General features: G+C 40.0%; 11 protein-coding genes. 4 read left to right on the forward strand and 7 right to left on the reverse strand.

Going from position 1 to position 12,940, the window contains the following annotated elements; translation table 11 throughout:
- Positions 1-138: 138 nt before the first annotated feature.
- Complete coding sequence (gene argS / locus D0T56_RS14420) at positions 139-1,932, reverse strand: arginine--tRNA ligase (RefSeq protein WP_163320868.1); 1,794 nt, start codon at positions 1,930-1,932, stop codon at positions 139-141.
- A gap of 150 nt (positions 1,933-2,082) precedes the next feature.
- Positions 2,083-2,793 carry a hypothetical protein gene (locus tag D0T56_RS14425; RefSeq protein WP_163320869.1) on the reverse strand — a complete coding sequence of 237 codons (711 nt, stop codon included), beginning with the start codon at positions 2,791-2,793 and terminating at the stop codon, positions 2,083-2,085.
- A gap of 386 nt (positions 2,794-3,179) precedes the next feature.
- Here D0T56_RS14425 and D0T56_RS14430 point away from each other — a divergent pair, with 386 nt between their 5' ends.
- A complete protein-coding gene (locus D0T56_RS14430; protein WP_163320870.1) occupies positions 3,180-4,013 on the forward strand; it encodes an AraC family transcriptional regulator in 834 nt (277 codons plus the stop codon).
- 96 nt (positions 4,014-4,109) lie between these two features.
- Here the strand turns inward: D0T56_RS14430 and D0T56_RS14435 are convergent, their stop codons facing one another.
- Positions 4,110-4,646 carry an HDIG domain-containing metalloprotein gene (locus D0T56_RS14435; protein WP_163320871.1) on the reverse strand — a complete coding sequence of 179 codons (537 nt, stop codon included), beginning with the start codon at positions 4,644-4,646 and terminating at the stop codon, positions 4,110-4,112.
- Between the two features lie 86 nt (positions 4,647-4,732).
- On the opposite strand from D0T56_RS14435, the gene D0T56_RS14440 reads away from it, so the two are divergent.
- Genes D0T56_RS14440 through D0T56_RS14450 form a run of 3 tightly spaced genes read left to right on the forward strand, consistent with a single transcriptional unit; the run spans position 4,733 to position 8,629 of the window.
- The gene (locus D0T56_RS14440; protein WP_163320872.1) at positions 4,733-5,959 is read left to right on the forward strand and encodes a DUF1343 domain-containing protein; all 1,227 of its coding nucleotides are present in this window, start codon (positions 4,733-4,735) and stop codon (positions 5,957-5,959) included.
- A complete protein-coding gene (locus D0T56_RS14445) occupies positions 5,919-7,046 on the forward strand; it encodes a hypothetical protein (RefSeq protein WP_163320873.1) in 1,128 nt (375 codons plus the stop codon). The genes D0T56_RS14440 and D0T56_RS14445 overlap by 41 nt, the downstream gene beginning before the upstream one ends.
- Positions 7,043-8,629, forward strand: a complete 1,587-nt coding sequence (locus D0T56_RS14450; protein ID WP_163320874.1) for a tannase/feruloyl esterase family alpha/beta hydrolase — start codon at positions 7,043-7,045, stop codon at positions 8,627-8,629. The genes D0T56_RS14445 and D0T56_RS14450 overlap by 4 nt, the downstream gene beginning before the upstream one ends.
- Before the next feature lie 215 nt (positions 8,630-8,844).
- Here the strand turns inward: D0T56_RS14450 and D0T56_RS14455 are convergent, their stop codons facing one another.
- The 4 genes from D0T56_RS14455 to D0T56_RS14470 all read right to left on the reverse strand — a co-directional run bounded on the left by D0T56_RS14455 (position 8,845) and on the right by D0T56_RS14470 (position 12,926).
- Positions 8,845-9,294, reverse strand: coding sequence for a GatB/YqeY domain-containing protein (locus tag D0T56_RS14455; protein WP_163320875.1), 450 nt, complete (start codon positions 9,292-9,294; stop codon positions 8,845-8,847).
- A gap of 23 nt (positions 9,295-9,317) precedes the next feature.
- The gene (gene ftsZ / locus D0T56_RS14460) at positions 9,318-10,616 is read right to left on the reverse strand and encodes a cell division protein FtsZ (protein ID WP_163320876.1); all 1,299 of its coding nucleotides are present in this window, start codon (positions 10,614-10,616) and stop codon (positions 9,318-9,320) included.
- Positions 10,617-10,674: 58 nt separating this feature from the next.
- Entirely contained in the window at positions 10,675-12,087 is a 1,413-nt protein-coding gene (gene ftsA / locus D0T56_RS14465) for a cell division protein FtsA (protein ID WP_163320877.1), read from the reverse strand.
- Between the two features lie 107 nt (positions 12,088-12,194).
- Positions 12,195-12,926, reverse strand: coding sequence for a cell division protein FtsQ/DivIB (locus D0T56_RS14470; protein ID WP_163320878.1), 732 nt, complete (start codon positions 12,924-12,926; stop codon positions 12,195-12,197).
- Between the last annotated feature and the right edge of the window lie 14 nt (positions 12,927-12,940).

The raw sequence follows: 12,940 nt of genomic DNA on the forward strand, positions 1-12,940 counted from the left end.
AGGAAGCGGGTGCAAAAGTAAAACACTTTACAACACAATCCAAATTATTTACAACCTTTTTTTGAACTTTTTTAAAAGTTTTGTGTTGTAAAACATACAATCGTCTACAAATCAAAAGATTGTGAAAAGAAAAAAAAATTACATCCTATCCGGCACTTCAATGCCCAACAAAGACATTCCTTGTCTAATTATCTTTGCAACATTGGTAGACAAGACTAATCTAAATTCTTTCAATTGCTCGTTTTCTTCTTTCAAAATAGAGAAATCGTGGTAAAACTGATTGTATTCTTTCACCAATTCGTAAATATAATTTGCTATCAACGCTGGATTATATTCATCTCCGGCTTGCTTCACTATGTTGGCAAAGTCGCCTGTTAGTTGAATCAGTCCTTGTTCTTTTTCAGAAAGAGCCAACGCTTTGTCTGATATTCCTGTGAAATCCAGACCTTGCTCCGTGGCTTTTTTCAATACGGATTGGATACGGGCATATGTATATTGTATGAAAGGGCCTGTGTTTCCATTAAAATCAATTGATTCTTTCGGATTGAAAGTCATATTCTTTTTAGGGTCAACCTTCAATATAAAATATTTCAACGCCCCCATTCCTACAATTCGGGCAACATTATTGGCTTCTTCATCCGTATAGCCATCCAGCTTACCTAATTCTTTCGATGTTTCCTTTGCCGTAGATACCATCTCATCAACCAAGTCGTCGGCGTCAACAACCGTACCTTCTCGCGATTTCATCTTACCCTCGGGTAATTCAACCATCCCATACGAGAAATGAACCAAGCCTTTACCAAATTCAAATCCTAATTTATCCAGCAGGATAGACAATACCTGAAAGTGATAGTTTTGCTCATTGCCTACAACATATATCATCTTATTGATTGGATAATCATCGAAACGCAATTTTGCTGTACCTATATCCTGAGTCATATACACGGAGGTTCCATCTCCACGAAGCAATAATTTATGGTCTAAACCTTCGCCTTCCAGATTTGCCCAAACCGAGCCATCCTCCTTTTTATAGAATATACCCTTTTTCAAACCGTCCAAAACAGTTTCTTTTCCATCCAGATATGTTTGCGATTCGTAATATATTTTATCGAAGTCGACCCCAAGCCGCTTATATGTTTCGTCAAAACCGGCATATACCCAACTGTTCATCATTTCCCAAAGGGCAACGGTTTCCATATCTCCCGCCTCCCATTTGCGAAGCATATCACGGGCTTCTTCCATCAACAAGGATTTTGCTTCTGCCTCTTTATCACTCAAACCGGAGGCTTTCAGCTCAGACAATTCGGCTTTGTAGTGCTTGTCGAACATCACGTAGAAATCGCCTACAAGATGATCGCCTTTCTGACCTGTCGATTCGGGAGTGACGCCGTTGCCCCATTTTTGCCATGCCAGCATCGACTTACATATATGAATACCTCTATCGTTTACAATATTAGTTTTCACTACATTGTAACCGTTCGCTTTCATCACTTCCGACAGAGAATAACCCAACAGGTTGTTACGAACATGTCCCAAGTGAAGAGGCTTATTGGTATTGGGTGACGAATATTCTATCATCACCAGAGGGGCATCCTTTGCAACGGGAATTATTCCGTATTGTTCTTCAGAATTTATTTGTGTCAGCAGATCTAACCAAACCGAAGTTTTAACAACAAGGTTTAAGAAACCCTTTATTACATTGTATTCCGTTACTTCATCTGAGTTCTTCTTCAACCACTCTCCTATTTCCTGAGCAGTTTGTTCGGGATTTTTTTTCGATATTTTCAAAAAAGGAAAAACCACAAGGGTAAAATGCCCTTCAAATTCTTTTCTCGTTTTTTGCAGTTCTGCTTGTTTTGCATCTATATCTTGTCCATAAATTTCTTTTATGGCTTCAATAACATTTTCTTGAAGTTTAGTCTCAATTTTCATCTTATGGTCATATTATTTATAAGAACCGCAAATTTATAAAAAAGAATTCATTACAACCCGTAGTGCATTTATTAAATTTATTCTAAACACTTAAAGGGACTTACTATTTGATAATAAGTCCCTTTAAAATGCAGCACAAAGTAATCTGCATCAATATGCCACAAATATGAAAGGTTCGGCTACACCGGAAAGTATCCAAGTTGCGGTTGATGTATCTCCTGCAATAGCTCCCCATAGATAAAGTGTTTTTTGTACAGAATCTGTGTTGTTTATAAAAAAAGAAACTTGTCCGACAGACGTACCCGTATGTACTGTAAATCCGGCAAGTCCCGGAATTTGTGAAATATTTATAGTAGAAAGACTTGTATTAGAGACTGACAATCTTGTTGTTATATATCCAGGTGCATTAGCAGCTCTTACCATGCCACCAACATACACCTGTGATTTGCCGGGAGGTACAGTTACATACATGCCCAAATACTCAAAAGATCGCGACAGAGTCATATTTGTAGAAGGTTTTGTACCTGCACTTGTTCCCGGAATCAAGTTTCCCCATGACGCATTTCCGCTAGCATCGCTTAACAGTACTTTTCCATCGCCTTGACTTCCATCCTGCAGACGGAAGCCGCCCCCCTGAGTAGCACTTCTTATATCCACTTTAGTTTGGGGAACATTTGTCCCTACCCCAACCCTGCCTTGAGTATCTACCACTACATCGTCCGAAATGTTTGTGTTGCCGTTTGTGTTCCGTGCTGCGTCGATATGAAATACTCCCTGAGGATTTTCCGTATTCACTCCCACCTGTCCGAAGGCTATGGAACAGGTGAAAAACACCGATAAGAATAATAAACTTTTTTTCATAATTTTTAATGTTGTTTGTTGTGTTAATTCTTCGTCTCCGATTTGATTTTTCATCTTCTTGATAATTATTTAACTATTTGATTGATTGTATGCACATTATATCTCCGTCACTTTATAAGTGACGGAGGATTAGCAAATAGAGATGTATCAAGCTGATTTTTAGAGAAATAAGAGAATATATATTTTACACAAAAGGCTATTAGTAAAACACTAGTTATACAATTACAAACTAATGTTCTGTGATATGACAAAATACACTTACATAAAACGGTGATAACCTGACATTTAGACAATATTAAAGATGTAATTTGAAACTCACTTGCCAAAAATTTTAGTTAGTTTTTAGTTAAACAAACTGATATATAAACATTTAAACAACAAACTGAATGAAACGTGAAAAGGACAAATTGATAGAATTCATACATCTGGAAAATGGGCAGATGTGGAATCCAAAAACCGGAGATAATAAGATAATTATTGTTATGGATGGAGAAATATACACTTCTTCTTCAACAGGCAATGAAACAAAAGTGACGGCTTACAACATGATCTTCTTTCCATTTCAAGACAAAGTGTCGGTCAAAGCAACAAAGGCGTCAAAAATTGTCTTAATACGGTTTTCCAACCATTCGGAATTCTGCGGTATTCTCTCGTCTTTCGACCACTCGCAAGAACACGAGGAAAAGATTACTCTCCTATCCATTAAATCTGTAATTGTGACATATATCCAAACTCTTGAAGAATATGCAAACAGAGGCATTGACAATCACAACTTACTGGATTTGAAGCTGAAAGAGTTCTGGTATATTCTCAAAAGCTTCTATCCTGAGAAGTATTTACAAGGCTTTTTCAAGATGCTGGCATGGGACGATTTACTCTTCTCGGAACAGGTACACACCTACCTTACCGAAATTCGTTCGGTGCGCCAATTGGCAGAAAAAATGAATTATAGCTATTCGGGATTCAACAAGCGCTTCAGGCGTGTATTCAATATATCTGCATACAGTTGGGTAAGGAATCACAGGGCAAAACAAGTGTATCAAGACATTTGTGAAACCAACAAAAGCCTCAAGGAAATAAGCACAAGCCATAAGTTCATGACCTTGTCTCATTTCAATGAATTTTGCCACAAAAATCTGGGAAAATCTCCTTCCGAAATCAGAAGAAAGAGAAAACAGGAAGCCTTCAAAAAAAACACAGTTCCGTCACTTATAAAGTGACAGAACTGTACTAAAAATCATCTATTTAAGGTACAAATGTAAGAAAAATTTGAAATAAATGTACCTTTCCGGTCTTTTTTTCTTCATTGCAACATATTACAGGAACATTTTGCACCATTCGTCAAACAGCTTTGCCGATCTATCTCCGAATTTAGCCAGTTTACTTCGCACTTTCTCCACCGATTTCTCTTCTCCCAAATGAGTTTTAGAGAAAAAACAATCGGCAAAACAGATAACCTGCTCTTCTATACTCACAGGCATAAAGTCCTGATGCGGCAACGGCAGGTCTTGCTCTACTATCTCATCTTCGGTTAAGCCTGCCCCGGTATGCCTTTCGCAAACCAACGCATGACGGGGATAGCCTTCGTTTCGCATCAGTTCTGCACCCAAAATACCATGACACATATATGGCTTGTCGCCAAAACATTCGATGTAGGGTGCGTGGGTGAGAAATATACCGACATCGTGAAGCATGCCCGCTTCACTTACAAATTGAGTATCAATATTTAATTCGGGATGATTTTTTGCGATTGCCAACGCTTTTTGTGTAACATCCGAACTGTGATTGATTAAAATATTGTATAACTTTGAGTCTTTCTGATAGTATTTTTCTATCAATGTAACAACTTCCATATTATGAGTGTTATATTTTTAGTACGATATTTATTCCAAATTGTAACGAAATACAAAAATAAAAGTTTATTCTAAATTTATCTTATATGGCTAGATACATATTATTCACACTGGTCGCACTATTGTTTTCTTTCGGTTCCACAAATTCGCAAACAGGGATACAACTCGGCGCCGATCGGATAGACAGCTTCATGCCTCTGATAAAAAACAAACGGGTGGCATTAGTCGTAAATCAGACTTCCTGCCTGACAAACGGGACACATCTTTCGGATGCGCTGCTCGAAAAAGGTATCTCAATTTCCAAAATATTCGCCCCGGAACATGGATTCAGGGGTACGGCTGCTGCCGGTGAGAAAATTGTTGACGGAAAAGACCCCAAGACAGGATTAAGCGTTGTTTCGTTATACGGGAAAAACTATAAGCCTACCAAAGACCAGTTGAACGATGTTGACATAGTTATCTTTGACATTCAGGATGTCGGAGCCCGCTTCTATACATATATCAGTACTATGCACTACGTAATGGAGGCTTGTGCCGAAAATGGCAAAAAATGTATTATTCTGGATCGCCCAAATCCGAACGATCATATCGACGGGCCGGTATTGAACACCAGATTTTCATCTTTTGTAGGGAAGCATCCTATCCCGGTTTTGCATGGACTGACCGTTGGCGAATTGGCAACAATGATAAACGGGGAAGGCTGGCTGACCGGAAAAATAAATTGTGACTTAGAGATTGTGAAAGTAACGGGTTGGAAACATGGGCAGGCATACTCTCTCCCCATTGCTCCATCGCCAAATCTGCCTAACGATCAGGCTATAAGGTTATACCCTTCGCTCTGTTTTTTCGAGGCCACTCAGGTTAGCGTAGGCAGAGGGACGAATTTCCCGTTCGAAGTGGCAGGTTATCCGAATCCTAAATTCGGCAAATTCAAGTTCACACCAAAAGCCTCAACAGCAGGAGGAAGCAACCCGTTGCAGAAAGGTAAATTATGTTATGGCATCGACCTGCGAAAAGAATCTACCGACGGTAGCTTAACGCTAAAGTATATCATTGATTTTTATAAAAAATCCGATTCAGGAGGTAAATTTTTCAGTTCGCCGCAATTTATGGATAAACTTGCCGGAACTGATAAGCTAAGGCTCCAGATACTACAAGGAAAAAACGAGAAAACAATCAGAGCTTCGTGGGCAACAGATTTGGAAGAATATAAACGTATGAGAAACAAGTATCTGCTGTATTTTGACAACAGATATGATATAAATAGCTATTATGGAGCAGGGTCGAAAAATATGTCCTCTTTGCGGAAATGAAATACCGGAATCGGACAATCATGATTTTTGCTGTGATTGCAGGGAAATTGAACAGAACAGAGAACTTCAATTTTATGTAGAAGAATCGTCTCCCGAAAATTCGGAAGAAAGTACTACAAATGATGAAAATGAAGTTATTTCCGGAGAAAATGACGAATTAATTCCGGAAAATGGTGAAATTTTGCCCGAAAAACAGAAAAAAATATCGAAAACCATGATATTTTATTTTGTTCTATGCGGGGTAGTCTTAGTGCTAGGATTGGGGTCGACCTTTTGGGTGAGGCATTATCAGAATACACAGAAAGAAACGGAAACTGCCTGTTGGAACGAGTGCGCAAAGGTCAACACTCCGCTCGAATACTCCAAATATCTTGTACGTTTCCCTGAGGGTATGTATGTGAAGGAAGCCGAAAACAGAATCAAAGAGTTTCGTGAAAAGGAGCATGCCAATTGGATGGAAGCCAGACACAGCGGGAATATGGGGATTCTTTACAATTTTCTGAATCAATATCCCGATTCGCCTTATACGAGCGACGCCAAAGACATAATGGACTCTATCAGTTGGGCTGATACCAGAAAACTAAGTACAGCCGACGCATACAAAACTTATCTGGACAACTTTAACCTTGGCTATATCAGTGGCCTGCATCTGGAGGAAGCGAACGAAAAATATAGCTATCTCAGCTCCATAACCAATATAGAAGGACTAGAAGCCGACAGCATAAAAACGATAATCACTAATTTTTTTGGAGCTGTATCCAACCTGAAAGCCTATGATATTGCTTTTCTATCAACTCCTGAAATAGTTCCTTTTCTCGGACACTCCAAAGCCAATGCCGGAAGCATTATACAGATGATGGAAAATGAAAAGAGAAGTAAGAAATTTGAAGAAATGCAATATATACCCTTACTCAACGAAACTATAATTAAGGACACAACCAACACTTATTTCCTTGATACCCGTTTAGTTATTGAGACAAAATATAATAACAAAAAAATACAGGATACATCCGATACCACAATGGTGTCTATCGAACTGAATGAAGACAAAAAAATCCGAGGTGTTTTCTTAAAGAGTAAACAATGAAACAACACAAATATTATCTTGCCTTAATTCTACTGTTTGTTACTAACATATACGCTCAAGACGTAGCTGATCTGCGGAAACAATTTGAGCAAATACAACTTAAGGGAGCAATAATCACCGGTTTGGAAATCATATCCGACGGAACTTTTCATCAACCCAATTCGTCAGCAGTATACACAAATCTGCCTCCGTTTGTCAGGGTTAAAATTGTTTCTAAACCGTCGCCCGATTCCAATATTAACACAGAAGTCTGGCTGCCCATCGAAAACTGGAATGGTCGTTTTATGGGTACAGGAAACGGCGGTGGAGGCGGCAATATTATTTATTATCAGTTAGCCTCGTGCCTGCAACGGGGATTTGCGGTTGCCAATACCGATCTGGGCACTTCACCTAATGTACACAGGTTTGTGAATATGCCCGAAATATGGAAAGATTTTGGATATAGGGCAACGCACGAAATGACAGTCGTCAGTAAAGCAATCATAGAAAATTATTACAAACAAGCTCCTCGCCACTCTTATTTTGTGGGATGCTCCACAGGAGGGCAGCAAGCATTGATGGAAGCACAACGTTTTCCCGAAGATTACGACGGCATCATAGCCGGAGCACCTGCAAACAACCGCACTCATTTGCACACAAGTTTTTTGTGGGTACATAAAGTGACCAACGAAGAAGAAGGCTGCCAATTTACGGACGACGAGCTTCAAATGGTTACTGATGCCATATTGAACGAGAATGTCGGCAAAGATGGGGGTTCGTCACAAGACAACTTTCTGACCGATCCTCGGATAGCCAGCTTTGATTTTGATTCTTTGACAGGAAAATTAACCTCCAAGCAGATTGAAACATTAAAAAAAATCTACACTGGTTCGGTAAATCCCACAACAAAAGAACAGATTTATACGCCTTATCCTCTGGGAAGTGAAAAGGGTGGTCTGGGTATCGACATTCAACAGAAAAAAGAAGGCGTCTACAGTCTCTTATACCAATTTCATTGGTTATGGGGTGAAAATTTCGATTATCGTCAATTCGATTTCGATAAGGATATGGACAAAATGGATGATATGTTGTCCGACCACCTCAATGCGAACAATCCCGACCTGTCTGCTTTCAAGAAAAGAGGCGGCAAATTATTGATGTATACAGGTACAAATGATGCGATAGTACCTTTTCAGGATGCTCTGAATTACTATGAAAGAGTGATTCAGAATACAGGAGAATTGGAAGAAACTCAACGTTTTTTCCGTTACTTCATTATCCCCGGCATGGCACACTGTGGAGGCGGTCCCGGCTTGAATGAATGTGGACAGAAAGCTGCATTAAATGTACCTCTCGACGATGATCACGATATGATAACCGCCCTGATCAGTTGGGTAGAAAAAGGCAAAGTTCCCGAAAAATTTATCGTCACCAGTTACAACGAATGGAATCCCGAAAAGGGAATCAGAATGCAACGCCCTGTCTTCCCATATCCTGAATTTCCTGAGTATACGGAAGGCGACCCGAATCTGCCTTCAAGCTACAAACCCGGTGTTCATGAGAGAGGCAAGGTTGCCGTTCCTGCTGAAAGATATTTGAAATAAGCCAGATGCTTCGCTCCCGCCATTGGCAAATAAAAAAAAGGAGAAGTCCCAAAAGTAAAGTTTTGTATCTCTTTGTCATCCTGAACAGAGTGAAGGATCTGTTTTTTAAGAAAAAAGATTCTTCGTTACACTCAGAATGACAAAAAAATGAGTAACACTTTGATAGTGTAATCTTACTTTTGGGACACCTCCTTTTACTTGATTATAATGTCTATTTATCCTAATAGTTTCTTTACCGTTTCCGAAATTGCTTTTCCCGGAGCCAGACCCGCAAGGGATTTGGTGGCAACACCCATAACTTTCCCCATATCGGCGGGAGACGAAGCCCCTACCTCGGCAATTATCTCTTTCAGTTTAGCTTCCAACTCTTCCACAGTAAGTTGCTTTGGTAAATATTGTTCCAAAACCGCAACCTCGCTCAATTCTTTCTCGGCCAAGTCTGCCCGATCTTGAGATGTATATATATCGGCACTGTCACGGCGTTGTTTTACCATCTTTGTCAGGATTTTTATTGCTGTGTCATTGTCCAAATCCCCGTCAGCACCTTTAGCTGTTTTGGCTTCCAAAAACTCTTTTTTCACTCCACGCAATGCCTCAAGCCTTATTTTATCTTTGGCTTTCATTGCCTCCACAATATCTTTGCTTACCTCCTCAAAAAGATTCATATTCTATATGTCTGTTTAAAATTTTACTCGAACAAATTGCTTGACGATTTTTTACTCTCCGGCTTATATTCAGCAGGATTGAAAGACTCGTCACGTTTATAAACCGGTGTGTTTTCAAGTGCATCCACTATTTTGTCGTCATCCATTTCCTCGGTCGACAATACAATTGGCTTCGGCACAAAGAAAGACCTGAGTTCCATGGTTTTTACCCCATCCTTTCCGTAATGCTGCTCAATCATCTCATTGATTCGCATTTTTTCTTCTTCTTCTTTTTGGAGGCGTTCTTCTTCCATGCGTTCCTCTTCTTCGGTCATTTCCGACAGATGCTCGGCTATGCCCGGTATGTGAGCCATTCCGAAACCTGTGGCAAGCAACGTGATTTTCACATCTTCACCTTTTAGGTTTTCTTCTGTGGCTGTACCCCAGATAACCTCTATTTCAGGGCCAAAATGTTTCATGAAATTATCCACAGCTTCCATTTCCTCAACAATAAGAGGAGAATCGTTGCTTGAGTAAATATTGAACAGTATCTTTTTAGCCTGAAACACATCATTATTATTCAGCAATGGCGAATGAAGCGAATTGCGGATTGCATCTTCAACCCTGTTGTCTCCGCTTCCGTAACCGCTACTCATTATGGCAACGCCGCCATCTTTCAATATCGTTTTCACATCGGCAAAGTCGAGATTGATATGCCCGTGAACGGTTATGATTTCAGCGATTCCTTTCGCCGCAATAGCCAGCGTATCATCAGCCTTGGCAAAGGCATTAGGGATGGTCAGGTCGGAATAGATTTCACGTAAACGCTCGTTATTGATCACCAAAAGGGCATCTACATTTTTAGCGATTTCTTCAACACCTTTCAATGCCTGTATTATTTTCTTACGCCCTTCAAACACAAAAGGAATGGTTACGATTCCAACCGTAAGAATTCCCATTTCTTTTGCTATTCCGGCAACCACCGGAGCAGCTCCCGTTCCCGTGCCACCACCCATTCCGGCAGTAATGAAGACCATTTTTGTACCATCGCTCAGCAAGTCTTCAATGTCGGCTTTGCTTTCTTCGGCTGCCGCTCTTGCTACTTCGGGTTTGTTGCCTGCACCAAGCCCCTCGGTAATTTTCTGCCCCAATTGCACCCGTGTTTCAACAGGAGATTTCATCAAAGCCTGATTGTCGGTGTTGCACAAAGCAAAGGACACATCGTATATGCCTTCATTATACATATGATTGACTGCATTTCCGCCACCACCACCAACGCCTATTACTTTAATGATGGTCTGTGTACCTTTCGGAAACTGGAAGTCTAGTATTTCATCAGTCATATTCTAATATTTTTTATTTCTTATAGTAAGTTAAGATTCGACCAGAGTAATGAAGTGATTATTTTTCTTCTTCATCTTCATCATCGTCCCTAAAATCTTCATCTTTAAACATTGTTCCGGCAAATCCTTGCAGTTTACCCCAAAAATCGCTTTTCTTTTTCTTTTTTGCAGGTTTTTCGGATTCCGGTTCCGGCTTAGGTTGCACCTTCTCCGCTTGCGGAGCTGGTTCCGGTTTATTTTCCGGCTGTGGTTGAGTTGGTTGAGCCGGCTGCGCAGGTTGTGGTTGTTGCTGATAACCTGCATCATAAGGCCTCTCCCGCGAATTAATTACTTCAACTTTTTCACAGTTTTCGTTTCCGAACAAAAGCAGGCCTAAACATTGTGTGTATATCGGATTTTGAACTAAATCGGCGGCATTATTTATAAACAAACGCTTCACCGTAGCTCTTTTCACAGGCATCTTGAATTTGTCTTCCAGATATTCTAAAAGTCCATTCATCTGCGAGGCTCCTCCTGTTATTATAATTCCTGCCTCCAACTGATCCATATAACCGGATTCACGCAGTTGGTTCTGAACATTTGCTATTATCTCGTCTTCACGCAGTTGAATCACTTTGTTAAGTTCCTTTACGTCAACTTCCGAGGTTGATTGCCCCAACGGTTTCGACTTATCTTTTCCTATTCGCCCGTATTTCATTTTATACGATTCGGCAGCCGTATCAACAAAGCCTAAACTCTGAACATCGCGTGTTACGGTTCTTCCTCCGAAGGGAACCACAGTCATATAACGCAATAATCCATCTTTATAGATGGAAACCGTTGTCACACCCGCACCAAAGTCAATCAGGGCACACCCCGCTTTTTTGTCTTCATCGTCCAATAGTATGGCAGCGGTTGCAACCGGACCAACAATATAGCCTGCTATTTCCAGTTGGTTTTTGTCGACCACACATTTTATCAGGTTAGCTTTGATATCGGGACGACCAACAATGAGACGGTAACGACCCTCGATAAGAGACGCCGTTTTTCCGATCGCTTCTTCTTCGCTATTGACCCGAATACCATCTAAAAATATTTCAGGAGCAACAACGCTATAATTTGCAAAAAACTCAGGCTTATTCATCCGTGCCTGCTGTGTCATTTGGTCTATATCCTGAAACGTAACTTCAGAACCCGAATCCAACGCACGGGTTTGCATATATTCAACCGCACGTAGCGAACGCCCTGCTATTGAAACATATATCTTACCTATTTTTTTTCCTGTTTTATTTTCGAGCAGATTGATAATCCGCTTAAGTTTTCCGGCAGCTTCTTCTATGTTATAAACTATGCCTTGTTTTATACACGAATCTGAGGCTATAGATTCTGATGCCAATACAGAAATTACGCCTTGCTCATTTTTCCGTCCCAATAGCCCGACAATCTTGGATGATCCAAAATCAACAGCTACAATAAATCCAGATTGTTCCATATATATTTTCTTTTCTTTATCGCTCTTGTAACTTGTCTGATTGTTACTAACTTTGTGGTCGTAGACCTTAAAGTTAAAATTTATTAGTTAAAGTACAATACTTACATTCAACGTTTTGTACAAACTATTTGTTTGTCGTATTTCAAATTTATCACCGAATAACGGTTCCATCCTATATCTTGCAAGCCTTTATGATAGAAAGTGAACAACCTGTTCAACTTGTCTTCAAAATGCTCCAGGCTGCCAAACGATATTTTATGGTTTCCCACTCTGGGAACCAGTTCCACATCTTTATTGGGCAGTATGTGTATTTGCTCAATCTGAGCATTCCAGAAATCATTATTCTTAAGATACTGTGCAAAATCGCATAGTTCCTGCACCGGATAATCTTCCGATATAATGCCTGTCACAACGGGCAGATACATTATTATTTTTTTCGACAAAGGCATTTTTTGCGTATCGCTGTCTATATAATAGCTTGTGCCATCGTCGAGCATCACACGCAAAATTGGCTGCCTTGGCAAAACTTCGGCTCTTATACCTCCTTTGTTGGTTATAAAAACCTTTGCCGATTTCACCATCGGATTGTCCGATATGGTCTGGCTTATGGCATACAAATTTATATCCTTCAATTGTTTACCATACGGATTTAAACCCTTTTCGTCAACCTCTTTTTCCAGTTCGGCCAGTTCTACAAAGTTGCGAAGCGAATCGTCTATCGTTACTATTTCGAACTGATTGCATATCTCTTCCTGAGGCTTATCGCCGAAAAAGAATGCTGCAAAGATAAAATATCCTATCAACAAACACAATCCTAATATGACCAGAACTTTCTTCATATACAATTATAAAT

The organism is Dysgonomonas sp. 520, assembly GCF_010501095.1.
Taxonomy (GTDB): domain Bacteria; phylum Bacteroidota; class Bacteroidia; order Bacteroidales; family Dysgonomonadaceae; genus QVMP01.